23 protein-coding genes and 2 pseudogenes are annotated in these 22,984 nt (G+C 70.9%); 9 read left to right on the top strand and 16 right to left on the bottom strand.

Annotation, left to right across the window (positions count from 1 at the left end; translation table 11 throughout):
- The first annotated feature begins 202 nt into the window (after window positions 1-202).
- The 3 genes from tyrS to ACTWP9_RS15470 all read left to right on the top strand — a co-directional run bounded on the left by tyrS (window position 203) and on the right by ACTWP9_RS15470 (window position 2,656).
- On the top strand, window positions 203-1,621 hold the full coding sequence (gene tyrS / locus ACTWP9_RS15480; RefSeq protein WP_443246702.1) for a tyrosine--tRNA ligase: 1,419 nt from the start codon (window positions 203-205) through the stop codon (window positions 1,619-1,621).
- A 219-nt stretch (window positions 1,622-1,840) separates the two neighbouring features.
- Window positions 1,841-2,218: a DUF3099 domain-containing protein gene (locus ACTWP9_RS15475; RefSeq protein ID WP_443246740.1), complete on the top strand. Its 378-nt coding sequence runs from the start codon at window positions 1,841-1,843 to the stop codon at window positions 2,216-2,218.
- Between the two features lie 192 nt (window positions 2,219-2,410).
- Window positions 2,411-2,656 (top strand): hypothetical protein, encoded by a 246-nt coding sequence (locus ACTWP9_RS15470; protein WP_443246701.1) that lies wholly within the window; start codon window positions 2,411-2,413, stop codon window positions 2,654-2,656.
- Window positions 2,657-2,940: 284 nt separating this feature from the next.
- On the opposite strand, the gene moaA is transcribed toward ACTWP9_RS15470, so the two are convergent.
- From moaA to ACTWP9_RS15455, 3 genes are all read right to left on the bottom strand, one after another.
- Window positions 2,941-3,930: a GTP 3',8-cyclase MoaA gene (gene moaA / locus ACTWP9_RS15465; protein WP_443246700.1), complete on the bottom strand. Its 990-nt coding sequence runs from the start codon at window positions 3,928-3,930 to the stop codon at window positions 2,941-2,943.
- Window positions 3,931-4,430: 500 nt separating this feature from the next.
- A complete protein-coding gene (locus ACTWP9_RS15460; protein ID WP_443246699.1) occupies window positions 4,431-6,077 on the bottom strand; it encodes a solute symporter family protein in 1,647 nt (548 codons plus the stop codon).
- Window positions 6,074-6,511, bottom strand: coding sequence for a DUF485 domain-containing protein (locus ACTWP9_RS15455; protein WP_443246698.1), 438 nt, complete (start codon window positions 6,509-6,511; stop codon window positions 6,074-6,076). The genes ACTWP9_RS15460 and ACTWP9_RS15455 overlap by 4 nt, the downstream gene beginning before the upstream one ends.
- Window positions 6,512-6,770: 259 nt before the next feature.
- Here ACTWP9_RS15455 and ACTWP9_RS15450 point away from each other — a divergent pair, with 259 nt between their 5' ends.
- The gene (locus tag ACTWP9_RS15450) at window positions 6,771-8,315 is read left to right on the top strand and encodes a S8 family peptidase (RefSeq protein WP_443246697.1); all 1,545 of its coding nucleotides are present in this window, start codon (window positions 6,771-6,773) and stop codon (window positions 8,313-8,315) included.
- Window positions 8,316-8,349: 34 nt separating this feature from the next.
- On the opposite strand, the gene ACTWP9_RS15445 is transcribed toward ACTWP9_RS15450, so the two are convergent.
- The 3 genes and pseudogenes from ACTWP9_RS15445 to ACTWP9_RS15435 all read right to left on the bottom strand — a co-directional run.
- Complete coding sequence (locus ACTWP9_RS15445; protein ID WP_443246696.1) at window positions 8,350-9,306, bottom strand: sterol desaturase family protein; 957 nt, start codon at window positions 9,304-9,306, stop codon at window positions 8,350-8,352.
- A 103-nt stretch (window positions 9,307-9,409) separates the two neighbouring features.
- Window positions 9,410-9,792, bottom strand: a pseudogene (locus ACTWP9_RS15440) (SDR family NAD(P)-dependent oxidoreductase); the annotation flags it as partial.
- Window positions 9,792-9,941 (bottom strand): annotated as a pseudogene (locus ACTWP9_RS15435) (acetoacetate decarboxylase family protein); the annotation flags it as partial. The pseudogenes ACTWP9_RS15435 and ACTWP9_RS15440, both read right to left, overlap by 1 nt.
- Before the next feature lie 84 nt (window positions 9,942-10,025).
- Between ACTWP9_RS15435 and ACTWP9_RS15430 the strand changes: the two are divergent.
- The 4 genes from ACTWP9_RS15430 to ACTWP9_RS15415 all read left to right on the top strand — a co-directional run bounded on the left by ACTWP9_RS15430 (window position 10,026) and on the right by ACTWP9_RS15415 (window position 13,189).
- Complete coding sequence (locus ACTWP9_RS15430) at window positions 10,026-10,337, top strand: hypothetical protein (protein WP_443246695.1); 312 nt, start codon at window positions 10,026-10,028, stop codon at window positions 10,335-10,337.
- A gap of 96 nt (window positions 10,338-10,433) precedes the next feature.
- Window positions 10,434-11,489: a DEDDh family exonuclease gene (locus tag ACTWP9_RS15425; protein WP_443246694.1), complete on the top strand. Its 1,056-nt coding sequence runs from the start codon at window positions 10,434-10,436 to the stop codon at window positions 11,487-11,489.
- 25 nt (window positions 11,490-11,514) lie between these two features.
- Entirely contained in the window at window positions 11,515-12,306 is a 792-nt protein-coding gene (locus tag ACTWP9_RS15420) for an SURF1 family cytochrome oxidase biogenesis protein (RefSeq protein WP_443246693.1), read from the top strand.
- Between the two features lie 103 nt (window positions 12,307-12,409).
- Window positions 12,410-13,189 (top strand): SDR family oxidoreductase, encoded by a 780-nt coding sequence (locus ACTWP9_RS15415; protein WP_443246692.1) that lies wholly within the window; start codon window positions 12,410-12,412, stop codon window positions 13,187-13,189.
- Between the two features lie 32 nt (window positions 13,190-13,221).
- On the opposite strand, the gene amaP is transcribed toward ACTWP9_RS15415, so the two are convergent.
- The 5 genes from amaP to ACTWP9_RS15390 all read right to left on the bottom strand — a co-directional run bounded on the left by amaP (window position 13,222) and on the right by ACTWP9_RS15390 (window position 15,837).
- Window positions 13,222-13,818: an alkaline shock response membrane anchor protein AmaP gene (gene amaP, locus ACTWP9_RS15410; protein WP_443246691.1), complete on the bottom strand. Its 597-nt coding sequence runs from the start codon at window positions 13,816-13,818 to the stop codon at window positions 13,222-13,224.
- A gap of 10 nt (window positions 13,819-13,828) precedes the next feature.
- On the bottom strand, window positions 13,829-14,527 hold the full coding sequence (locus tag ACTWP9_RS15405) for a DUF6286 domain-containing protein (protein WP_443246739.1): 699 nt from the start codon (window positions 14,525-14,527) through the stop codon (window positions 13,829-13,831).
- A gap of 74 nt (window positions 14,528-14,601) precedes the next feature.
- The gene (locus tag ACTWP9_RS15400) at window positions 14,602-14,982 is read right to left on the bottom strand and encodes an Asp23/Gls24 family envelope stress response protein (RefSeq protein ID WP_443246690.1); all 381 of its coding nucleotides are present in this window, start codon (window positions 14,980-14,982) and stop codon (window positions 14,602-14,604) included.
- A gap of 4 nt (window positions 14,983-14,986) precedes the next feature.
- The gene (locus ACTWP9_RS15395) at window positions 14,987-15,175 is read right to left on the bottom strand and encodes a hypothetical protein (protein ID WP_443246689.1); all 189 of its coding nucleotides are present in this window, start codon (window positions 15,173-15,175) and stop codon (window positions 14,987-14,989) included.
- Between the two features lie 152 nt (window positions 15,176-15,327).
- Window positions 15,328-15,837, bottom strand: a complete 510-nt coding sequence (locus tag ACTWP9_RS15390; protein ID WP_443246688.1) for an Asp23/Gls24 family envelope stress response protein — start codon at window positions 15,835-15,837, stop codon at window positions 15,328-15,330.
- A 211-nt stretch (window positions 15,838-16,048) separates the two neighbouring features.
- Between ACTWP9_RS15390 and ACTWP9_RS15385 the strand changes: the two genes are divergently transcribed.
- Window positions 16,049-16,846: a hypothetical protein gene (locus ACTWP9_RS15385; RefSeq protein WP_443246687.1), complete on the top strand. Its 798-nt coding sequence runs from the start codon at window positions 16,049-16,051 to the stop codon at window positions 16,844-16,846.
- Between the two features lie 204 nt (window positions 16,847-17,050).
- Here ACTWP9_RS15385 and ACTWP9_RS15380 read toward each other — a convergent pair whose 3' ends face one another.
- The 5 genes from ACTWP9_RS15380 to ACTWP9_RS15360 form a co-directional block, all read right to left on the bottom strand.
- The gene (locus tag ACTWP9_RS15380; RefSeq protein WP_443246686.1) at window positions 17,051-17,830 is read right to left on the bottom strand and encodes an enoyl-CoA hydratase/isomerase family protein; all 780 of its coding nucleotides are present in this window, start codon (window positions 17,828-17,830) and stop codon (window positions 17,051-17,053) included.
- A 76-nt stretch (window positions 17,831-17,906) separates the two neighbouring features.
- Window positions 17,907-18,128: a helix-turn-helix domain-containing protein gene (locus tag ACTWP9_RS15375; protein WP_443246685.1), complete on the bottom strand. Its 222-nt coding sequence runs from the start codon at window positions 18,126-18,128 to the stop codon at window positions 17,907-17,909.
- A gap of 347 nt (window positions 18,129-18,475) precedes the next feature.
- Complete coding sequence (locus ACTWP9_RS15370) at window positions 18,476-20,074, bottom strand: ABC-F family ATP-binding cassette domain-containing protein (protein WP_443246684.1); 1,599 nt, start codon at window positions 20,072-20,074, stop codon at window positions 18,476-18,478.
- 193 nt (window positions 20,075-20,267) lie between these two features.
- Window positions 20,268-21,656: a hypothetical protein gene (locus tag ACTWP9_RS15365; protein WP_443246683.1), complete on the bottom strand. Its 1,389-nt coding sequence runs from the start codon at window positions 21,654-21,656 to the stop codon at window positions 20,268-20,270.
- Between the two features lie 142 nt (window positions 21,657-21,798).
- Window positions 21,799-22,956 (bottom strand): alpha/beta hydrolase, encoded by a 1,158-nt coding sequence (locus ACTWP9_RS15360; protein WP_443246682.1) that lies wholly within the window; start codon window positions 22,954-22,956, stop codon window positions 21,799-21,801.
- Window positions 22,957-22,984 lie beyond the last annotated feature (28 nt).

Genomic DNA, 22,984 nt, shown 5'->3' with positions numbered 1-22,984 from the left:
GAACCTATCCGGCGCCGCCAGGTCACGAGCACTCGGGCACGGACAGGGGCATCTGCGGCCTCCTGTGGAGTCCCTACAGAAACGCCGGCCGAAAGACCTGCAGACGGCGAGCGGTGGCGATCCGCCGCGGGCGGCCGGTGTCAGTACAGGCGCATAGACTTCCTGTGACCGTATTCAGCAACCACCACACCAGGACAGTGACGTGACACGCCTCGGCGACTCCGTACAGCGCGCCAGTGAGCTGCTGGCCCAGGACCTCTCCTCCGACACCAACGTCGAGCGGCTGCTCGCGGAGACCGGGGCGCGGCGCTATCTGGACCTGAGCGATCTGCCGGCCAAGGAGCAGGCCGAGCTGATCGGGGCGCGGTCGGTGGAGCTGCTGCCGTCGGTGGAGAAGCTCGCCGAGCGGATCGAGGAGCGGGCAGCGCAGGGCAAGGGCCTGCACATCAAGCTGGGCATCGACCCGACGGCTGCAGACGTGCACCTGGGGCACGCGGTGCCGGTGATCGTGCTCAGCCGCTTCCAGCGGATGGGCCACGACGTCACGCTGATCATCGGTGACTTCACCGCCAAGATCGGCGACCCCTCGGGTCGTACGGCCGAACGCCCGCCGCTGACCGACGAGGACATCGCACGGAACCTGTCCGGCTACCAGGAGCAGGTGCGGCCTTTCTTCGACTTCGAGAAGGTGCGGTTCGCCCGCAACAGCGAGTGGCTGGCCCCGTTCACGCTGCCGAAGCTGCTGGGCCTGCTGGCACAGGTGCCGGTCTCCTCACTGCTCCAGCGCGAGGACTTCCGCAACCGGCTCTCGGAGGGCTCGGGGCTGACGATGTCCGAGCTGCTCTACCCCGTCGCCCAGGCCCTCGACTCGGTCGAGCTGGCCTGCGACGTGGAGCTGGGCGGTGTCGACCAGCTGCTCAACCTGCAGATGGGCCGCCGGGTGATGGAGGCGTACGGGCAGCAGCCGCAGCTCGTGGTCACCATGCCGCTGGTGGAGGGCACGGACGGCTCGGGCGCCAAGATGTCCAAGTCCAAGGGCAACTACGTGGGCCTGGGCAGCGCACCCGACGAGGTGTTCGGCAAGATCATGTCGATCCCGGACCGGCTGATGGCCCCCTACCTGCGCGCCTGGACCGAGTGGACGGACGCGGAGATCGACCAGGTGACGGCCCGGATCGAGGCGGGTTCGCTGCATCCGATGGATCTGAAGAAGGTCCTGGCGGGCGAGGTCGCCGCGGCGCTGCACGGAGTGCCCGCCGCGATGGCGGCCCGTGCCCACTTCGTGGCCCAGTTCTCCAAAAAGTCCTTCTCAGACGTCGAGACGCTGCCCTCCGTAGAGGTGGCCGAGCACGGCGAGGAGGGCGTCGCCGCAGTGCTGACGAAGGTCCTGGAGTTCACCCCGAGCGCCTCGGCGGCCCGCCGGATCGCGAAGCAGAACGGGCTGCGGCTGATCATCGAGAAGAGCGGTCAGAAGCAGCAGGCAGTGGTGCTCTCCGAGGCGGAGGCCCTGCGCCCGCTGGCCGAGGTCGCCCGGGACGCGATGGCCAGGCAGGAGGGCGGCGCGGCCGACGCGGTGTATCTGAAGGCGGGCCGCAAGGTCGCAGAGATCCGCGGTCTGTGAGGTTGCGCGGCGGACCGGGCGGGCCATGCCGTACCCGGCTCTCCGGCCGGGGTACGCAGCCTGTCGGATCCGCCGTGCCGCCGTCGTACGCAGGGCGGCCGGTCCGGTGCGACCAGCGCCCCGGTCTCGTAGCGGACGCACCCGAGGCGTACCGTGGAAAACGTCCGGATCTCCGTGCAGGGCCACGGAGAACGGCAGGTGAGCAGGTGGTGAAACGTGATGCGGAAGCAGCACCAGCCGGAGGTTTTCCGGATCACCGGCGCCCGTCAGGGGCTGCAGGAAGACGTGCGCGGGAGACAGCGTCGCTATGTGATCTCCATGCTGATCCGCACGGTCGCCGTCCTGCTCACCGTGGTGTTGTGGAACGTCCAGCGTCCGCTGGCAGTGGTGGCGCTGGTGCTCGGACTGACTCTTCCGTACATCGCGGTCGTGATCGCCAACGCGGGCCGGGAGAATGCTCCTTCGGCTCCGCCGACGGTTCCGCCTGATTCTCCGCACGAAGCGCTGGAAGCTTCGCGGGTGACGAAGGCGGAGGACGAAACCGCCCCGGAAGGGGCTGAGCCGGGCTCGAACCAGACGACGAGCGACCGCAGTTGATCTGGCTCTTCGCACAAAGCTCAAGAAAACCTCAGATCAATCCTGCGGTTCCGGTGCACTGCGAGCGCTCCCGCATGCCATACTTCAGGGGCGCTCCGCATCCCCCGTCGGAGCGATGGACCGACGCCGGGCGGCTCCCCCCGTGGCTGCCCGGCGTCGCTTAATGTCCGGGGCGTGCGGGAAGATGGAGGCGTGATCCCTTCCGCCTCCCCCTCCGCCGAGGGGCCCGACACCCCGATCTGCTCCGCCAAGGGCTGCCGTGAGCCGGCCGTGTGGGTGCTCGCCTGGAACAATCCGAAGCTGCACACCCCTGACCGCCGCAAGACCTGGCTGGCGTGTGAGGAGCACCGCGAATACCTCTCGAAGTTCCTCGGCGTCCGCGGCTTCCTGAAGGACACCGTGCCGCTGGCCGAGTGGGAGTCGGGCCATGGCGGGTAGCGCGGCTCGCTGAGGGCGGACTGGCGCGTCGCTGAGCGCGCGATCGCCGAGTCGCCGAGTGCGGGCGCTTCGTTGAGCGCGGGGGGCGTCGCTGAGCCGCGTCGCTGAGCCGCGGATCAGAGGGCTCGCTGAGTGAGGGCTGTCGCTTCGTTGAGCGCGGGGCGCGTCGCTGAGCGCGCGCTCGCCGAGTCGCCGGGCCGCGGATCGGAGGCTCGCTGGGTGAGGGCTCGCTTCGTTGAGCGCGGGGCGCTGCCTCGCCCGGGCGCGGGGCGCCTCGTTGAGCGTCAGCCGCCGATTGCCGACATCGGGCGCTGCGGCTGGACGAACGAGGGGTCGTCGATGCCGGCGCCCGCCTTTTTGCCCCACATTGCCTTGCGCCACAGCGCCGCGATCTCCGCGTCGGAGGCGCCGCTGCGCAGTGCGGCACGCAGGTCGGACTCCTCCGTGGCGAACAGGCAGGTGCGCACCTGTCCGTCGGCCGTGAGCCGGGTGCGGTCGCAGGCCCGGCAGAACGGCCGGGTGACCGACGCGATGACGCCGACCCGCTGCGGGCCGCCGTCCACCAGCCAGCGCTCGGCGGGGGCCGAGCCGCGTTCCTCCTGCCCCTCCGGGGTGAGGGTGAAGCGGGTACGCAACGACCCCAATATGTCACCGGCGGTGATCATGCCCTCGCGTTGCCAGCCGTGCTGGGCGTCGAGCGGCATCTGCTCGATGAAGCGGAGCTCATAGCCCTCTTCCAGTGCCCATTCCAGCAGGTCGGGGGCTTCCTGGTCGTTGAGCCCCGGCATCAGCACCGCGTTGACCTTCACCGGCGTCAGGCCCGCCTCCCGGGCCGCGGCCAGGCCGCGCAGCACGTCGGCATGGCGCTTGCGGCGGGTCATGCGCTGGAACGTCTCGGGGTCGAGGGTGTCCAGCGAGACGTTGACCCGGTCCAGGCCCGCCTCGCGCAGCGCCGCCGCGGTGCGCTCCAGGCCGATGCCGTTGGTGGTCAGCGACATCCTGGGGCGGGGCTCCAGCTCCGCGCAGCGCGCCACGATGCTGGTCAGGCCCGGGCGTAGGAGGGGCTCGCCGCCGGTGAAGCGGACCTCGGTGACGCCGAGGTCCGTGGTGGCGATGCGGATCAGACGGACGAGCTCGTCGTCCGTCAGCAGCTCGGGCTTGGCGAGCCACTGCAGTCCTTCTTCCGGCATGCAGTACGTGCAGCGCAGGTTGCAGCGGTCGGTCAGCGAGACGCGCAGGTCGGTGGCGACCCGGCCGTAGGTGTCGAGCAGCATGCTGACGGGCCTCCCAGGTGCGTGATCTGCTTCGCAGCGTAGGTCACGGGTGTGACATTCGACAGCGCCAATTGTTGCGCCCTCGCACCTGAGAGGGCTGCGCCCTCTGGGGGGCCGCATACGCGGGAGGGGGCCCGTCGCTTGTGGGGGCACGCCTTCTTGTGTTTTCGGCTGCCTGCCGGTGCTTGTGGGGGCACGCCTCGTTTCGTTTTCGGCTGCCGCCGACAGGTCGTGTCGGGGGGCTCCGCCCCCCAACGGCCCCCCGCCAGGTGGGCTTCGCCCCCCTAGAACCCCCCTTCCGCAATCACGGAAGCCATTGACGTGAGGGATCTCCGCCCGGGGGCTGCTGCCCTTTGTCTGCGGGTGGTCCTGGAGCAGGGGCGGAGCCCCCAACGAAGGGAGAGGGCCCAAGGTTGGGCCCTCACGCCACCGCCGCCCTCATCCACCCGTCAGAGGGCTGGGCCCTCTAGTAATGGAGGCGGCCCGCACTCGCGGAGCGCTCAGTGGGCGCCGACGCCTGTCATGGAGCGCACCTCCAGCTCGGCGTACTTCGCCCCGCCGGCGCCCTCGTCCCGGGAGAGCAGGGACCCGATCCAGCCGAGCAGGAAACCCAGCGGAATGGAGATGAGGCCGGGATTCTCCAGTGGGAACCAGGCGAAATCGGCGTCGGGGAACATGGAGGTGTCCTTGCCGGTGACCACCGGCGAGAAGAACACCAGGAACACGGAGGAGAGCAGTCCGCCGTAGATCGACCACAGGGCGCCCGTGGTGGTGAAGCGCTTCCAGAAGAGGCTGTAGAGGAGGGTGGGCAGGTTCGCGGAAGCGGCGACCGCGAAGGCCAGGGCCACCAGGCCCGCGACGTTGAGCTTGCCCGCGAAGATGCCCAGTCCGATGGCGACTCCACCGATGATGACGGCCGAGATGCGGGCCGCCTTGACCTCCTCCTTCTCGGAGGCCCTGCCCCTGCGGATGACGTTGGCGTACAGGTCGTGGGCGAAGGACGACGACGAGGCGAGGGTCAGTCCGGCGACCACGGCGAGGATGGTGGCGAAGGCGACCGCGGAGATCATCGCCAGCAGTACGGCGCCGCCGGTCGAGTCCGCGCCGCCGCCGATCTCCTGGGCGAGCAGCGGTGCCGCGGTGTTGCCCGCCTCGTTGGAGTCGGTGATCGTCTTGGGGCTGAGCAGCGCGGCGGCGCCGAAGCCGAGCGCGATGGTCATCAGGTAGAAGACGCCGATGATGCCGATGGCCCAGTTGACCGACTTCCGCGCCGCCTTGGCGGTGGGCACGGTGTAGAAGCGGATGAGGATGTGCGGCAGCCCGGCTGTGCCCAGGACGAGTGCGATACCGAGGGAGATGAAGTCGATCTTCGAGGTCGTCGTGACGCCGTACTTCAGTCCCGGTTCCAGGAACGACGCTCCCTTTCCGCTGTTCTCGGCGGCAGCGCCGAGAAGTGCGGAAAGGTTGTAGTTGAACTTGTGGAACACCAGGACGGTGATGATGACGGTGCCGCCGATCAGCAGGCACGCCTTGATCATCTGCACCCAGGTGGTGCCCTTCATGCCGCCGATCGTCACGTAGAGGATCATGACGACGCCGACGAAGACGACGATCAGGTTCTTGCCCGTATCGCCGGTGATGCCCAGCAGCAGTGCGACGAGCGCGCCGGCGCCGACCATCTGGGCGAGCAGATAGAAGATCGAGACGACGATGGTGGAGACGCCCGCGGCGGTGCGGACAGGCCGCTGGCGCATCCGGTAGGCCAGTACGTCGCCCATGGTGTAGCGCCCGGAGTTGCGCAGCGGTTCGGCGACCAGCAGGAGGGCGACGAGCCAGGCCACCAGGAAGCCGATGGAGTAGAGGAACCCGTCGTATCCGGACAGGGCGATGGCGCCGGCGATGCCGAGGAAGGACGCGGCCGACATGTAGTCGCCGGAGATGGCCAGCCCGTTCTGGAAGCCGGTGAACTGCCGCCCTCCGGCGTAGAAGTCGGTGGCGTCCTTGGTGCGGCGGCCCGCCCAGACGGTGACAGCCAGAGTGGCGACGACGAAGACGGAGAAGAGGGTGATGATCAGCGGGCGGTGCTCGCTCGCCCCTTCGGCGGCCAGCTGCACGGCAGGGGCCGCGAGTGCGTGGGTGGCGCTCATGCGTCGTCCTCCTTGCCGGTGAGCTCGCTCTTGTCCTTGATGAGGTGATCGGCCTGGTGGCCGATGCCTCCCCCGGCGGCACGCTGGAGGTTCTCCGCCTCCAGCCGCGTCTTGAGCGCTTCCGCCTTGGGGTCGAGCTTCGCGGCGGCGAACCGCGAGTACCACCAGGCGATCAGGAAGGTCGTCAGGAACTGCGCGAGTCCGAAGACGAAGGCGACGTTGAGGTTGCCGACGACCTTGTTGTCCATGAACCCGCCCGCGTAGTTGGAGAGCAGGACATAGAGCAGGTACCAGACGATGAATGCGGCGGTGAGCGGGAAGACGAACGAACGGTAGCCGCGCCGCAGTTCACCGAACTCGGCGCTGTGCTGCACGTCCGTGTAGTCCCGGGGCCCCGGTGGGCCGGGGCTCGCGTGCTCTGGGGCGGTGTCCACAGTGACTCCAGACGGAACGTGAGGAACGATTTGGGGGACGGTTCGGACAGAAGGTGTGACCCACGTCTCAATGGACGCACAGTTCGCGCATCGTAGATCGTGTCCGGGCCCGACAACAGGGGGTCGGTAGTTGAAACAGAAAAGACCGATCACGGTTGTGCACAGCCTTCGGACTTTCTTCATCAATCCATTGCAGTTACCTGGCCCACAGGGATAACTTCCGTCGTCTGTGGACAACTTCAGACGACATGGAGACCGCATGGATTCGAGACCATCCAGACGGCGGCGCGCCCTCGCGGTGCCGTTGGGACTGGTACTGACCGCCTCCCTCGGCCTGGCAGGCGCGGCTGCCGCCAATGCGCAGACCACCGAGCGGGCCGCTGCCGCGGCGCCCAAGGCGAAGTCCGGCGAGAAGCTCAGCTACATCGTCAACACCGAAACCGGCGGCGGTACCGTCGAACGGGTCAAGAACGAAATACGCGAGGCTGACGGCAAGGTCGTCGCCACGTACCGGAAAATAGGCGTCATCGTCGCGCACTCCAGCAACCCGGAGTTCGGCAAGACGCTGCGTGCGGTCGACGGCGTCGACTCGGCGGGTGCCACCCGTACCGCCCCGCTGAAGGCCGCCACCACCACCGAGGTGGGCAAGCCCCACTTCGTCAAGGAGCCCAAGGCGAAGTCCACCCTGGCGAAGGCGAAGGCCAAGGAGCAGGAGCCGCTGGAATCCCTCCAGTGGGACAAGCGGGCCATCAAGGCCGACAAGGCGGCCAAGGTCGAGGAGGGCAGCAGGAAGGTCACCGTCGGCGTCATCGACACCGGCGTGGACGACACCCACCCGGACCTGAAGCCCAACTTCTCCGCGAAGCAGTCGGCGAACTGCGTCGGCGGCAAGGCCGACACCACGCCCGGCGCCTGGCGGCCGTACAACCCGGACGGGGACTACCACGGCACTCACGTTGCGGGCATCATCGCCGCCCCTCGCAACGGCGTCGGCATCGCGGGCACCGCTCCCGGTGTGAAGATCGCGTCCCTCAAGGTGAGCGAGCCCGAGACCGCGCTGTTCTACAGCGAGGCCGTCGTCTGCGCGATGGTCTACGCGGCCGACCACGGCATCAAGGTCACCAACAACAGCTACTACGTCGACCCGTGGCTCTACAACTGCGACGACCAGGCCGATCAGAAGGCCATTGCCGAGTCGGTGCAGCGTGCCATCAGGTACGCGCAGGGCAAGGGCGTCACCACGGTCAGCTCGGCGGGCAACTCCTCGCACGACCTGGCGGCGAGCGAGATCGTGGACGACACCAGCCCGGACGACAGCACTCCGGTCAAGCGCACCATCGATCCGGCCACCTGCCCGGACGTGCCCACGATGCTGAACGGCGCGACCTCCGTCTCCTCGACAGGGCCGGAGAACCTGAAGTCGTACTACTCCAACTACGGCCGGGACCAGATCGACGTCACGGCCCCCGGCGGTGACCGGTCGTTCCAGACGCCGGAGGAGCCGGCCAAGGACGGCGGCGTACTGTCCACCATGCCGAACGGCGAGTACGCCTACCTCCAGGGCACCTCGATGGCCGGGCCGCAGGTCGCGGGCGTGGCGGCGCTGCTCAAGAGCAAGCACCCCAAGGCCGGCCCTCAGGAGATCTCCTGGCTGCTGAAGGCGCAGGCGCAGACCCTGCCGTGCCCGGAGAAGTACGACCCGGGCAACCGCGGGACCTACGCCGCGAAGTGCACCGGTGTGAAGGGCAACAACAGCTTCTACGGCCACGGGCTCGTGGACGCGCTGGCGGCCGTCACGAAGTGATGACCGCGCCGACAGCCCGTCGCCGTCACGGCGGCTAGGGCAGTGGTGAGGGGCCGGACCGCACATCCCGCGGTCCGGCCCCTTCCGTTGCCGGCCGGCCCGGCGCCTCTGCCATGAGCTGCCCCGGTTCCGGCCCGGGCTGTGCCGCGCCGGTGTCGGCCGACGGCCGCCATCCCGGGCCGCGGAAGATCCGGCCGGCGCGCTCCCGCCAGCTGCGCGCCGTGCGCAGGTCGCGGGCGATGGCCGCGTACTCGTGGGTGGCGACGCGCAGCGGGTTGTAGGTGTTGATGTTCTTCGTCAGCCCGAAGACGCAGGCGTCGGTCTCCGGTACGAACGAGCCGAAGAGCCGGTCCCAGACGATCAGGATGCCGCCGAAGTTGCGGTCCAGATAGCCGCCTTGGGACGCGTGGTGCACCCGGTGGTGCGAGGGCGTGTTGAAGACGAACTCGATCGGCGCGGGCAGCTTCCCGATCCGCTCGGTGTGGATCCAGAACTGGTAGACCAGGTTGGCGGAGGAGCAGAACGCGAGGGCCGCCGGATGGACGCCGCAAGCGATCACCGGGACGTAGAACGGCCACACGGTCCAGGTCGTCCACGGCTGGCGCAGCGCTGTGGTGAGGTTGAACTTCTCGCTGGAGTGGTGCACGACATGGCAGGCCCACAGGATGCGGATCACATGGTGGCCACGGTGCGACCAGTAGTAGAAGAAGTCCTGCGCGAGCAGCATCAGGGGCAGGGTCCACCAGAGGATCGGTACGCGCAGCGGGGTGAGTTCGTAGATCGCCGCGTAGATCGCGACGATCGGTATCTTCCACAGCGCGTCGAACACCAGGCTGCCGAGCCCCATGGTGATGCTGGTCGCGGCGTCCTTCACCTCGTAACCGGCGGAGTCTTCGTCCGGATGCAGCCGGTAGCTCACCATTTCGATGACGGTGAGCAGGACGAAGGCGGGGATGGACCAGAGGACGACATCGGGCAGGCTAGACGGCATGTCAGCAAGGTAGAGCCGGTGACGGCGCCGCGCCAGGGGTTGTTACCGCCCGGTATGAAGTTCTTGCCTCACCACACCCGTACGCTCCCCCCGGGGCGAAGGCCGGGCTGGCGGCGGAAGGCCCCGCCGCGGGAATGTCCAGTTCCGCGCAGACGGCCCACAGCGGGTCGTAGACCTCGGAGTACAGCTCGGGGATACCGGAACCCGGCGGTACGCCCGACAGCAGTACGCCACCTCTCAGCCCTGCCTCATGGGTCCGGCGCACCTCACGTACGGCCTCGTCGCCGTCGTTGAGGAGAATCTGAGCGACACCGGCCCGCTGTCCCGGCGCCTCGGCGCAGAAGTCGGCGGCCTTCTCCAGGGGCCGCGCTCCAGGTCGGCGAGCACGACGCACAGCCCCTCGGCGGCGAACCGGCGCGCCAGGGCGAGACCGATTCCACCGGCGGCACCGGTGAGGACGGTGGTCTGCGCTGGTTGCAGCCGCATCAGACGCTCCGCTCTGACGCCACGCCGGCCGGCTGTGGTGGGGCGTCGAGCACCTGTGGCGCGTCGTCGTAGCGCTGGTGCACGTACGGCAACAGGGCCTGGGCGCCGACGCGTTCGGCGACTCGGACGCGCTGGTCGCTGGTCTTCTCGGCCGAGGGTGATAGCTGCGAGTCCGCCCGCATCTGATCGCGAGGGTCCACGAACGGGGCCTGGCGGAACGGATGTTCCCGGCGGTGCAGCAGGCGCTCGTCCAGGAGGCGCACGCCGCCGGGCTGCGCGGGGCGCGCGCGGCGGAGGCGGTGCGGGCCGTGCAGTTCTCGGTCGTCGGCCACGTCCTCCTGGAGCGCAACCGGGAACGGGCGCCCGCGCAGCGGCCGGACGAACCGGGACTGTGGGGCGGCGACGACCGCGGCATCGACGACCCGGCGCCGGCGCGGGCGCTCGCGACACCGCCGTACACCGAGAAGGTGTTCTCGGCGGCGATGCGGGCGATGGTCGACGGTTTGCTGGGAGTGCCCGATTCGCCCCGCTCCGGCGGGTGTTAGGGCGACACCGGCATGTCCTAACACGTGCGCCCGCGTCAACCTCCGGGCGGGCGTGCACGACGGCACTGTCAGTACCGCCCCGTATTCTCTGTGACCATGCTCGAAGACCAGACGGCACGCACGGACGGGACGTCCACGCGCATCCCCGCGGAGCCCGCCGCCGACGCCCCGCAGCCGCTCAGCTGGCCTGCCGCATACCCGGACGGCTATGCGGTGGTGGACGTGGAGACCACGGGCCTCGCGCGGGACGACCGGATAGTGTCCGCAGCCGTCTACCGCCTGGACGCCCGCGGCGAGGTCCAGGACCACTGGTACACGCCGGTCAACCCGCAGCGCGACCCCGGCCCCACCTGGATCCACGGGCTGACGGCCGAGGCGCTCGCCGACGCGCCGCTCTTCGAGGAGATCGCCGAGGAGTTCGCCACCCGGCTGGCCGACCGCGTCCTGGTCGCGCACAACGCCATGTTCGACTGGTCGATGATCGCGCGGGAGTACGCGCGGGCCAAGCGCGAGGCCCCGGTGCGCCAGCGGCTGTGCACCATCGCGCTGTCCAAGGAGCTGTCACTGCCGCTGCCCAACCACAAGCTGGCGTCCCTCGCCGCGCACTACGGCGTGGTCCAGCAGCGGGCGCACCACGCGCTGGACGACGCGCGGGTGCTGGCCGAGGCGTTCCGCCCCAGCCTCCATCTGGCGGCGCGGCAGCAGGTGCGGCTGCCGCTGCTGGCGTGCCAGCCGCTCAGCGAGTGGTCCGACGCGGTGGTGCCGCGCCGGGCCGGCGGCGGGGCGGGTGCCGGATCCGCGTACGGCTCGTACGGCCGCGGGTACGGCACCTGGCGCCCCTCGCGCAAGCGCCCCGCCTGCCCGTACCCGAACCCGGGGCGGTACGAACCGGAGGGGCGGCTGGTGCAGGGGATGCGGGTGGCCATCTCCGGGGACACCTCCGTGGACCGGGAGCTGCTGGAGGACCGTGCCATCGAGGCGGGGCTGCACATCGCGACCAGCGTCTCGCGGCTCACCAGCCTGCTGGTCACCAACGACCCGGACTCCCCTGCGTCGAAGGTGGTGAAGGCCCGCTCCTACGGCACGCCCGTCATCGACGAGGCCGCCTTCACCCAGCTTCTCCAGGACGTGGCCCCCGCGCCGGAGGGCTGAACGGCGCGGGGTACCGTCAGTAGACGTGTACCGCTTCCTGTTGTCCCGGCAGTGGGTGATCCTCACCCTGCTCGGCCTTGTGCTGATCCCCACCATGATCAAGCTGGGCTTCTGGCAGCTGCACCGCCATGAGAGCCGGGTCGCGCGCAACGAGGAAGTGGCCGCGAGCCTGGCGGCACCCAAGGTGCCGGTCACCGAGCTGACCGGGAAGGGCCGGAAGCCCGCCGACGACGACAAGTTCCGTACGGTCACCGCGCGCGGGACGTTCGACACCGCGCACGAGGTCGTCATCCGGCACCGTACCGGCCCGGACCGCGACACCATCGGCTACTTCGTCGTCACCCCGCTCGTGCTCGAGGACGGCTCGGCAATCCTCGTCAACCGCGGCTGGATCCGCGCCGACCGCGATCTGACCGCCTTCCCCCAGGTGCCCGCGCCGCCGAAGGGCCGGGTCGGCGTCGTCGGGCGGATGATGCCCGACGAGACCACCGAGGCCAGCGGCATCAAGGACACCAAGGGCCTGCCCGACCGCCAGGTCATGCTGATCAACAGCCACAAGCAGGCCGAAGAGGTGGGCCGCCCGCTGCTGAGCGGCTTCGTCCAGCTGATCAAGACCTCCCCCAAGCCCACGGGCAAACAGCCCGCGGTGCTGCCCGAGCCCGACCACAGCGGCATCGGCCCGCACATGGCCTACGCCGTCCAGTGGTGGCTGTTCACCGCCGCGGTACCCGTCGGCTGGGTCATCCTCGTACGCCGCGAAACCGCGGAGCGGAGCGCTTCTGCGGAGCAGTCGAACGTGGTGCCTGAGCCCGTCTGACACCCCGCCGGACCTCACCGTGGTGGCGAGCGACCGCGACGGCGAGAGTCAGAGACGACCTCCGCAGCCACAACGTTCGCCGCGGTCAGGCACACTGCAGGGCATGGACCTTGGACTATCAGAGCGCGTCTACGTCATCACCGGCGGCACCCGGGGGCTCGGGTTCGCCACTGCTGCTCAACTGCTCGCCGAGGGGGCACGTGTCGTCGTGACCGGCCGGTCGGAGAAGTCGGCCGAGGAGGCGGCGGCGCAGCTCGGGGTGGAGGCGTCGGGAGCCGAAGGCCGGGCGCTCGGCGTTGCCGCTGACAACGCCGACCCGGAGACCCCGGGGCGGGTGATCGCGGCGGCCCGGGAGCGGTTCGGGCGGTTCGACGGCATCCTCGTCAGCGTCGGCGGCCCGCAGGCGGGCGTGCCAGCGGACCAGCTCACCGACGAGCAGTGGCAGACGGCCTTCGACAGTGTCTTCCTCGGCGCCGTCCGGCTGGCGCGCGCGGCGGCGGGCGAGCTGGGCGAGGGCGGGGTGATCGGCTTCGTACTCTCCGGCTCCGTACGCGAACCGATCCCCGGGCTGACGCTCTCCAACGGACTGCGCCCCGGCCTGGCCGGTTTCGCCAAGACCCTCGCCAACGAGCTGGGCCCGCGCGGCATCCGGGTGCTGGGGCTGATGCCGGGCCGGATCGGGACCGAGCGGATGCAGTACCTCGACTCCCTCTCCGGCGACGGGGACGCCGCCCGCGAACGCAATTCGGCGGGCATCCCGCTGCGCCGCTACGGCACCCCGGAGGAGTTCGGCCGCACGGCGGCCTTCGTGCTCTCCCCCGCCGCCTCGTATCTGACCGGGGTGATGCTTCCGGTGGACGGCGGGGCACTGCGCGGGCTCTGATCGCGGCGCCGGCCGCCGGTTTTTCCCGGCCGTCAGCTCACGCGCTCCGCGCGGTGGCGGGCGGCGCGCATTCTGACCTCGGCCGGGAGGGCTTCCAGTCCGGCCGAGGTCACCGCATGGGCGATGGCCTCACGGCGGAGCTGGTGCACGGCGGGTCCCGGCTTGGCGTACGCGGCCAGCACCAGTCCGATCCGGGCCCGGGGCTGGCGGCGCCGCCCCGTCAGCACGACGCGCGCCCGGTCGATACCCGGCTGCGATTCCGCCTCCGCCCCGATGACGTCCTCCATGGCACGGCCTCGCAGCACCGCGCCCTCGCCGTCCCGGCTGTCGACCAGTACCTCGTCCAATCGCTGCTGCCGCAACTGCGCCAGCAGCCACCAGATGCACAGAACGAACAGCGCAGCCAGGACGGCGAGGGCCACCGGCCACCACCAGCCCTCATCGGTCCACCGGGTGCGGTCGGCATCGCTGAGCACCACATCCCGTGGCCGGTCCCACGGCCAGCCGGACGGCATGGTGACCCCCCAGTGGCGGGGCAGGTCCAGCCCGGCGAAGAGCACGGCCAGGCCGAGCGCAAGCAGCGCCAGCCCGATCAGCGCGGTCAGCACCCGGTTCACGATCCGCAGCATCGCCCTCGCCTCACCGTCGTTTCGCCGTCCGTCGTACGTGTAGGGACAGATCGGGCCGACTGGCCAGACCCAGCTGTCCGATGCCTTCGCGCAGCGCGCCGTCCAGGTCGCTGCGTACCTCGTCCAGGTCGCGGAAGTGCGCTGCCGCCCGGGCGCGGACCTTGCGGCGGGTGACGGTGACCCGCACCGACTGCACGCCCGAGATCTCCATCGCCCGGTCCCGCAGCACCAGCGCCGCGGCCGACCGCTCCAGCCCGGCGCGCACGTGCGGAACATCCGGCCGCATCGTCAGCAGCGACCGCTTCCCAGGCGTGAGAGCCAGCACCAGCAGCCACAGCCCGAGCACGGCGACCACCGCGGCACCCGCCAGCATGTAGGGGTCATCGAGGCGTCGGCCTGCCAGCTCGTCGGTGAGAGTGCGGCGCCAGACCATGCCCGGACGGCCGGCGCGTACGGAGGCCACGTCGTACAGCAGAATGCCGACCCCGGCGAACAGCAACAGTGCGACGATGCCGGCCGGCACCCTGCGCACCGACCAGAACCGTCCCGCCTTCCCCTCGCCCGTGCCCGGCCCGCCGTCCGCGCCGGGGGGCGCCGCCTCGGATCCGGGGCGCTCGGGGGTGGGTGGCTCCGGTGGCTCGGGAGTCCTGGGGCTCTCGGGGGTCTGGGGCGTCTCGGGGTGCTCGGGGGGCTGGGAGGGTTTCTCCATCGTGGTGCCCGGCCGGTGTCCGGATCCCTGCTTCCGCGCGGCCGGGCGGGGGTCGCCCGTATCGCTTTCCCGGGTCACGTCACCCTCCCGGAGCTGTCGCCCTTCAGCTGCGCCGAGTGCAGCCGCTCGATGTCCAGGGCCACGTCCGGTACGTCCATGCCGACCAGTTCACCCACCCGCGAGATCACGCGCCGGCGCACCGCGCCGCACTGCGCGCCGATGTTCGAGGGGTAGCCCAGCTCCAGCCCGATCCGCACCCGCGCCGTCCGCTCCCGGACCGTGACCGCCGTACGGCGCACCGGCCCGCGCACGGGCGGCACGCCCGTCGGCCGGCCGTCCTCTTCGCGGGCCCCGCGCAGCGCCTCCCGCGCCGCCTGGGCCGCGACTTTGGCGACCACGCGGTCGGCGATCCGGATCGCCCCGCGCTCACCCGCGGAAACCTGCACATCCGTCACGGAGTCACCTGCGGCGCTCGCTGCCCCGGCCACGGAAGAACTCCCCCGCGTCCAGATCCCCGTCCACGAACCTGCCCACCAGGAAGCCGACGGCCCCCAGCGCCGCCACCAGCACGAAGGCTCCGAAACCGCCGAAGTACCCGGCGAAGCCCAGCGCCAGGCCGGCGATCAAGCCGACAAAGGCCATGCTCATCGTGCGCTCCTTCGCTCGGCACCGCGGTGGGGCGCGCGGCGCGCGATCACTTCGCCAGGGGCGCCGCTAGTGCTCACCGCGGCGCTGCTGTTCACTGCGTTGCTCACTGCAAGTGCTCATTGCGCGTTCAGTGCTCATTGCGCGTTCAGTGCTCATTGCAGGCGAGGCCGTTCCTGCTCCTCCACTTCCTCTTCCTCCTCCTCCGGCAGCTTGACGTCGCTCACCGCGATGTTGACCTCGACCACCTCGAGGCTCGTCATCCGCTCGACGGCCGAGATCACGTTCTCCCGCACGGAGCGCGCCACGTCCGAGATCGACACGCCGTAGTCGATGACGATCTCCAGATCGAGCGCCGTCTGTACCTCGCCGACCTCGGCCTTGACGCCGCGGGTGACGGACCGGCCGCCGCCGGGCACCCGGTCGCGGACGGCGCCGAACGTACGGGCCATGCCACCGCCCATCGCGTGGACGCCGACCACGTCGCGGGCCGCCATGCCCGCGATCTTCTCGACCACACCGTCGGAGATGGTGGTGCGGCCGCGGGAGCCCGCGGGCGCCAGCCCGCCGATCCGGCGCGGCTGCTCGGTCGCGCCACCGGCGGGCTGGTTGGCCGTGCTCGCGGTGCGGCTCTCGGAGCGGGCGGACGTACTGGTCTCGGACATCTCTGTCGCCCCTTTCGGAGGTTCGAAGCGGCCTGCCGCTCCACTGCTCACCGTAAGCACGGCCCGGTGTGCACCGCTCGCGCAGATCCGGGGCGCGCCGCCGACCGGGTGACTACAGCCCCCGTACGCAGTGCGGTGCGCGAGGGGGCACCGCCGACGCGGAAGGTTCTCCTTGCGGCAAGCAGCAGGATGCGGAAAGGGAGTGCGCACCATGACGGCGGAACGGCTGACCCAGGCGGTACGCCAACAGCTCGGTCTGGGGCGGCTCCTGCCGCTGGGCGAGGCGTCGGACGGCGCCTGGGTGACGGAGGAGGCAGCGCTCGCCGTACTCGGCCGCTCGGTACGGCCGGTACCGGGCGTGCGGCTGAGCGCGATGCGGGTGGAGCTCTCCAGTCCGCGGGCTGCCGTCGAACCCGCCGTCCCCCCGCCGCCCAGCGCCATGCCGCCCGGTCCGCTGACGCTGACCGCCGAACTGGCGGCCCCCGCCGACCGGCCCGTACCCGCTGCCGCCGACGATGTACGACGCGCGCTGCTGGCCGCCGCCGAGCAAGAGCTCGGGCTCGCGCTGGAGAGCGTGGATCTGCGGGTCACCGAGCTCGTGGAGGCCGAGTCCACCGGCTCGGCCCAGGCCGGCGGGCCCAAGCCCGAAGGGGTACCCCACGCGGAGGAAGCCCGGGAGTCGGGCTCGGCCGGTTCCGCCGGGGCAGCCCACCGTGCCGCGGTCGACCGCGTCACCCGCGCCGTGCTCGCCGTGGAAGGTGTGGCCCGGCTTGTCCCCGTGCTGGGCCCGGCCCTCTCCCGCGTCGCCGCCGGTGCGGCGGTCAGTGCCGTCCAGATCGAGGGCGACCCGGAAGAAGGCCGCTGTCACGTCCTGCTCCAATTGGGGCTCTCGCCCACCCGCCGCGCCCTCGACACGGCTCGCGCCGCCGGAGCCGCGGCGCGCGATGCGCTGGGTGCCTCCGGCAAGGTGACCGTCGCCGTCGTGGTGACCGCCATCGACCGGGTGTGACGCCCCGCGGATCTTGCGTGCCCGGCATGGGGGACGCGCCCCGCAAGGGGCGCGGGGAACTGCGCGACCAGCCATGGGGGTACCTCCCTGCTCGAAGAGCCTGGGGGAACACCCGCAGCCCGCGGACGCCGGGCAGCGGCACCCCTTACCGGAGCAACGGAGGGGCGGGCCAAAAGACGCCGGGCAAGCCCCAGTTGTATTGACCTAGTCGCCGAGCCCCGCCAGGTCGCGGAGGCGGCGGGCTTGCGCGGAGCGCTCCGCGGCGCGCTGTTCCTCGTACGTACGCGTACCGGCTCCGGCGAGCAGTGCCTTGGTCTCGACCACCGCGTTGCGGGGAGCGGCGAGGAGGGCTGCGGTCAGATCGGTGACGGCGCCGTCGAGCTCCTCGGCGGGTACGACCAGATTGGCGAGCCCCACGCGCTCGGCCTCCTCGGCGTGGACGAAACGGCCGGTGGCGCAGATCTCGAGGGCGCGCGCATAGCCGACCAGGCCCACCAGGGGGTGGGTACCGGTCAGATCGGGTACCAGTCCGAGGCTGGTCTCCCGCATGGCGAACTGCACGTCCTGCGCGCACACCCGCAGGTCACAGGCGAGTGCGAGCTGGAACCCGGCGCCGATGGCATGGCCCTGGACTGCCGCGATGCTGATCAGGTCGGGGCGGCGCCACCAGGTGAACGCCTGCTGGTACTCCGCGATGGCGGCGTCCAGTTCCTCGTCGGTGTCGCGCGCGAGTTCCAGGAAGGACCGCTCGCCCTCGAAGCCGTCCGGCTCGAACGCCTGGCGGTCGAGCCCTGCGGAGAAGGACTTGCCTTCGCCGCGCAGCACGACGACCCGGACCGTCCCCGGCAGCACGCGTCCCGCCTCAGCCAGTGCTCGCCACATGGCGGGCGACTGCGCATTGCGCTTGGCCGGGTTGGTGAGGGTGACCGCGGCCACCTCACCGTCGGCGGCGACGTGCACGCCGTCCTGGTTGAGCAGGGTCATCGAGGTTCCTCCGGTGGTTACCCAGCAGTATGTTCAACCGAAGAGTAACCACCGGAGGGAACGCCCGAAAGCCTCCTCAGGAGGAGCTCGACTTCTTGCCTCGGGTCGCTCCGCCGCGTCCGCGCAGGTTCACACCCGACTCGCTGAGCATCCGGTGCACAAACCCGTAGGAACGGCCCGTCTCTTCGGCCAGCGCCCTGATGCTCGCTCCGGAGTCGTACTTTTTCTTGAGGTCTGCCGCGAGCTTTTCGCGCGCGGCGCCGGTCACCCGGCTGCCCTTCTTCAGAGTCTCGGCCACCCGTGCCTCCTCGTGGGAAGTGCGCTCTGTAACTCTCATGATCACCCCTCCCCCCACTTCTGGCCACCCATTCGGCAAGGTCTTCATGAGCAGCTTGGGAACTTGTGCACACCACGATTGCCCTGGAGCAATCGATTCCGTCCGCATGCAGATGCACGTGCACGACCCGTACCGAGCCGGAACAGTGGGGAAATCCGCAGGTCAGCAGCGTGCCCGCGAAATGAGCGGGGCCCGTCGACGGCTCCTGCCACGAAGACCCGGCGCAGCCGCGGGGCCGCGCCGGGGTACGAGCCGCACTCACTCAGATGAAGGATCAACCGTCGGCCGAATGATCCATCTCGGATGGATCAAGCAAGGGCGACGAGGTCCGCGTACTCCTGGCCCCACAGGTCCTCGACACCGTCCGGCAGCATGATGATGCGCTCCGGCTGGAGCGCCTCGACGGCGCCCTCGTCGTGGGTGACCAGCACGACGGCGCCGGTGAAGGTGTGCAGCGCTCCGAGGATCTCCTCACGGCTGGCCGGGTCGAGGTTGTTGGTCGGCTCGTCCAGCAGCAGCACATTGGCCGAGGAGACCACGAGGGTGGCCAGGGCCAGCCGGGTCTTCTCGCCGCCGGAGAGCACCCTGGCGGGCTTGTCGACGTCGTCGCCGGAGAAGAGGAAGGAGCCCAGCGTCTTGCGGATGGCGACCAGGTCCATGTCGGGCGCTGCCGAGCGCATGTTCTCCAGCACCGTGCGGTCCGGGTCCAGCGTCTCGTGCTCCTGCGCGTAGTAGCCGAGTTTGAGGCCGTGGCCTGGGACGACCTTGCCGGTGTCGGGCTCCTCGATACCGGCCAGCAGCCGCAGCAGCGTCGTCTTGCCCGCGCCGTTGAGGCCGAGGATGACGACGCGGGAGCCGCGGTCGATGGCCAGGTCGACGCCGGTGAAGATCTCCAGCGAGCCGTAGGACTTGGACAGGTCCTCGGCCATCAGCGGCGTCCTGCCGCAGGGCGCCGGGTCGGGGAAGCGCAGCTTGGCGACCTTGTCGGCCTGGCGCTCGCCCTCCAGCCCGGACAGCAGCTTCTCGGCGCGGCGCGCCATGTTCTTGGCGGCCACCGCCTTGGTGGCCTTGGCGCGCATCTTGTCGGCCTGCGAGTTGAGCGCGGCTGCCTTCTTCTCGGCGTTGGCCCGCTCCCGGCGGCGCCGCTTCTCGTCGTCCTCGCGCTGGGTGAGGTACTGCTTCCAGCCCATGTTGTAGGCGTCGATGGCCGACCGGTTGGCGTCCAGGTAGAAGACCTTGTTGACCACCGTCTCCATGAGGTCGACGTCGTGGGAGATGACGATGAGACCGCCGCGGTAGGTCTTGAGGAAGTCGCGCAGCCAGACGATCGAGTCGGCGTCCAGGTGGTTGGTCGGCTCGTCCAGCAGCAGGATGTCGGCGTCCGAGAAGAGGATGCGGGCCAGCTCGACGCGGCGCCGCTGGCCGCCGGAGAGGGTGTGCAGCGGCTGGCCGAGCACCCGGTCGGGCAGGCCGAGGCTGGCGGCGATGGTGGCGGCCTCCGCCTCTGCCGCGTAACCGCCCTTGGTGAGGAACTCGGTCTCCAGGCGCTCGTACTTCTTCATCGCCTTCTCGCGGGTGGCGCCCTTGCCGTTCGCGATGCGCTCCTCGTTCTCCTGCATCCTGCGCAGCACCACATCCAGACCGCGTGCGGAGAGGATGCGGTCGCGGGCGAGCACATCGAGGTCGCCGGTGCGCGGGTCCTGCGGGAGGTAGCCGACCTCGCCGCTGCTGGTGATGGTGCCGGCCGTGGGCGTGCCCTCGCCCGCGAGGCACTTGGTGAGGGTGGTCTTGCCGGCGCCGTTGCGGCCCACGAGGCCGATGCGGTCGCCCCTGGCGACGCGGAAGGTGGCCGACTCGATGAGGACGCGGGCTCCGGCGCGCAACTCAAGACCGGTGGCGGTGATCACTGGAGAACTCCAAGGCAGGACTGTGGACGTGCGTACGGCAGAAGTGCGGAAGCGGCGTACGCACGCCTAATGCACGAGGAGATGAGGCATGAGAGCCAGTCTACCGGCGGCGGGCAAACGCTTTTCCGGCCTACGACCGAACGCTCGACAGCACCGCCGGCACACCTGTGAGGGGCACCGGCCGGCGACGCGGTCACCCCCCGCCGGTGTGCACCTGGAAGGCGGCCCGCCGTACGGCCTTGGCCAGCGCGGGGTCCGGATGGGCCGCGGCGAGCGCGACGAGGACCTGGACGGTACGCGGATGGCCGGTGGCGCGGACGTCTTCCAGCAGCTTGGGCACCGACCCCTGTACGGCGGTGCCCAGGTGGTCGACCAGCAGCCGCTCCTCGCCGTGATCGGTGACGGCCGCCGCGGTGTCCACCCACAGCCAGGTCGCCTCCTGCCGGGTGAGGACGCCGGGTGCACCGCCTGCCAGGTCCTCCGGGTCCGTGCCCGCCTGCTCGGCCAGCCACAGCAGCGCGTACGGCCGCAGGGTGGGCTCCTTCGCGGCCTCCTGTACGGCCTCCTCCGCGGGCGCACCCACCACCCGCAGCGCCTCGAAGGCGAGCCCGCGGATGAGCGCGTCCTCGCCCCGGGCCGCCTCCAGCAGTTCGGTGACGGCCGGCCCGGTGGGGCGCGCGGCGAGCCAGGCGCGGTACTCGTCACGGGCCGGACCCGGGGTCATCCGGGCGCAGCCGCGCAGCATCTCCTCGGCGGACTGCTCGATGTTCCCGGCCGGGCTCTGCGCGGCGACGCAGATCTGCTCCAGCTTGGTCCACACCGCCCAGTTGCCGAGCGGTGTCAGGACGGCGGAGCCCTGCCGTACGCCGGTCTCCTCGGCGGGGTCCTCGTCCGGGCAGCGGGTCAGCGCCCCGACCGCGGAGAGCCCGTCCAGTGCCCAGTCGAGCAGTCCTGGCAGGGCGACGCCGACCATCGCGCGGCCCGTCTCCTGCTCGCGCTCGGCCCGCAACTCGGCGATGCGCTGGGCGAGCAGGTCGTGCAGCAGCGAGAAGGTGACGGGGCCGCCGGACAGGTGCATCACGGAGAGGAACTGCGGCACCGCCTCGACGATCTCCGCGACCAGGCTCTGCTCGTGCGGCAGCGGCGCGGGGTGGGCCAGCGACCAGGCGTCGAAGAGTGCGACCCAGCCACGCAGCACGGCGCTGTCGTCACGGTCCCAGGCACGCAGCCGCCAGCCGGCGCGGGCGGTGTCCCCGTGGAGTTCGATCAGGCCGGCCAGCTTGGCCCGGTCCCAGTGCGTGCGCACCAGCGGGACGGTCATCCGCAGCGCTTCGGCCGCCTGTTCCGCCTCGGGCCCGGGCTGCGGGGAGCGGCCGGTCTCGGCAGCCCAATGGGCCACGCGGACGGCGTCTGCGAGGCAGGCACGCGCGTGCCGGGCAAGCTGGTCGCGGGGCAGCACACCGTCCGGGGGCGGTGGCGTCCTGGCGGAGCGCCTGGTCGTCACAGTGCGCCGGGCGGCGGCGACGGGCTGTCGGGGGACGAGGCGGAGCCGGTTGTCCCCCGGGGTACGGGACGTCGTCACAGGAGCAGTCTTCACGCTGTGCCGTTGAAACCCAAACCTGGGGTGCCGTTTCCGGTCGTCCGCCTTCTCCGGCCAGGTGTACGCGGGTGCTTGAAAAGGGCTCAGCGTGACGTTGCCTCACATGGTCGCCCGTATGGCGGCCTCACATGAAGGGCGTGATGAAGCGGCGCAGCTTCTCCTCGTAGCCGTGCGGGTCGGCGTTCCACATCGCGGCGTGCGGGGCGTGCGGGATCTTGTGGAGGGAGACGAGCTTCGGGCGGTGCGCGGCCAGTGCCCGGGAGCTGTCCCAGGAGGCGATGGTGTCCGCTGGGCCGTGCAGCAGCAGGGTGGGCACGGCCAGCTTCGCGGGGTCGACCAGCGCGGCGTCGCGCGTCTCGGGCAGTCCGGCCCGGCCCTGGACGGCGCGGACCACCAGCGGCAGCAGCGCACGGGGGGTGCCCCGGGAGACCGCCAGCGCCCGCACGGTGTGCGACCAGTCGAGCACCGGCGAGTCCAGCACCAGCCCTGCCACCCGGTCCCGCAGCGGGGAGTTGGCGGCGGCGTGCAGGGCCATGGTGGCGCCGCTGGACCAGCCGTGCAGGATCAGCCGCTGGGCGCCGTTCTGGACGGCGTAACGGATGGCGGCGTCCAGGTCCCGCCATTCGGAGTTGCCCAGGTGGCCGATGCCGTCGAGCGGCGGGGGCGCGCCGGCGTCGCCCCGGTAGGCGATGTCGAGCACCGGGACGCTGTAGCGCCGGTAGAACGGGAGCAGCGTCAGCGGGTGCTCGCGGGTGGCGCCGAGGCCGTGCACGGTGATGACCCAGGCGTTGCGGTCGCCGGGCACGAACCAGGCGGGCAGCGGCCCGAGTTCGCCGGGGATCTCGACGTCGGTGTACTCAGCACCGAGGGCCTCGCCGGGGTTGCCGACGTACACCTGCGGGGTGAGGCGGACGGTGGCACCGGCGCTGAGCCGGCCCCGGTCGATACGGCGCAGTTCCCGTACGACGGCGTGCGGACGGGGCTCTGCGGCCGTCGCCTCCTCCAGCACCGGCCCCACGACGGCGTGGACGCCGCACCCGGTCAGTCCGTAGACACCGGGCAGCCGGGCGGCAAGGGAGCGGGTGATGGCGATCCGGCCCTCGTCGTGGGAGTGCACGGTCAGCCGGGTGCCCTCGAACCCCGCGGTGGCCCTGCTGCCGCCGTCGCTCCGGGGGCGCGGCGGGCGCAGCGCTGCGTCGGCGGCGTACCGTCCGGCCGCCAGGGTGGCCGCGCCGGTACCGAGCACGGAGGTGGCGGCCAGTGCCGCGGTTCGCAGACGCATCGTTGTCAGTGTTGACACGATCGGGCGT

Origin of the sequence: Streptomyces sp. 3N207 (assembly GCF_052246355.1) — a bacterium.
Taxonomy (GTDB): Bacteria; Actinomycetota; Actinomycetes; order Streptomycetales; family Streptomycetaceae; genus Streptomyces.
Note: the sequence above shows the minus strand (reverse complement) of the source record. Positions and strands in the feature narration are given on the sequence as shown.

What these genes read in the sequence shown, in the direction of transcription:
- ACTWP9_RS15475 (WP_443246740.1), top strand. Translation starts at nt 1,841, where the DNA reads ATGCGGAAGCAGCACCAGCCGGAGGTTTTCCGGATCACCGGCGCCCGT.
- moaA (WP_443246700.1), bottom strand. Translation starts at nt 3,930, where the DNA reads ATGCTGCTCGACACCTACGGCCGGGTCGCCACCGACCTGCGCGTCTCG.
- ACTWP9_RS15460 (WP_443246699.1), bottom strand. Translation starts at nt 6,077, where the DNA reads ATGAGCGCCACCCACGCACTCGCGGCCCCTGCCGTGCAGCTGGCCGCC.
- ACTWP9_RS15450 (WP_443246697.1), top strand. Translation starts at nt 6,771, where the DNA reads ATGGATTCGAGACCATCCAGACGGCGGCGCGCCCTCGCGGTGCCGTTG.
- ACTWP9_RS15445 (WP_443246696.1), bottom strand. Translation starts at nt 9,306, where the DNA reads ATGCCGTCTAGCCTGCCCGATGTCGTCCTCTGGTCCATCCCCGCCTTC.
- ACTWP9_RS15425 (WP_443246694.1), top strand. Translation starts at nt 10,434, where the DNA reads ATGCTCGAAGACCAGACGGCACGCACGGACGGGACGTCCACGCGCATC.
- ACTWP9_RS15415 (WP_443246692.1), top strand. Translation starts at nt 12,410, where the DNA reads ATGGACCTTGGACTATCAGAGCGCGTCTACGTCATCACCGGCGGCACC.
- amaP (WP_443246691.1), bottom strand. Translation starts at nt 13,818, where the DNA reads ATGCTGCGGATCGTGAACCGGGTGCTGACCGCGCTGATCGGGCTGGCG.
- ACTWP9_RS15405 (WP_443246739.1), bottom strand. Translation starts at nt 14,527, where the DNA reads ATGGAGAAACCCTCCCAGCCCCCCGAGCACCCCGAGACGCCCCAGACC.
- ACTWP9_RS15395 (WP_443246689.1), bottom strand. Translation starts at nt 15,175, where the DNA reads ATGAGCATGGCCTTTGTCGGCTTGATCGCCGGCCTGGCGCTGGGCTTC.
- ACTWP9_RS15390 (WP_443246688.1), bottom strand. Translation starts at nt 15,837, where the DNA reads ATGTCCGAGACCAGTACGTCCGCCCGCTCCGAGAGCCGCACCGCGAGC.
- ACTWP9_RS15385 (WP_443246687.1), top strand. Translation starts at nt 16,049, where the DNA reads ATGACGGCGGAACGGCTGACCCAGGCGGTACGCCAACAGCTCGGTCTG.
- ACTWP9_RS15380 (WP_443246686.1), bottom strand. Translation starts at nt 17,830, where the DNA reads ATGACCCTGCTCAACCAGGACGGCGTGCACGTCGCCGCCGACGGTGAG.
- ACTWP9_RS15360 (WP_443246682.1), bottom strand. Translation starts at nt 22,956, where the DNA reads ATGCGTCTGCGAACCGCGGCACTGGCCGCCACCTCCGTGCTCGGTACC.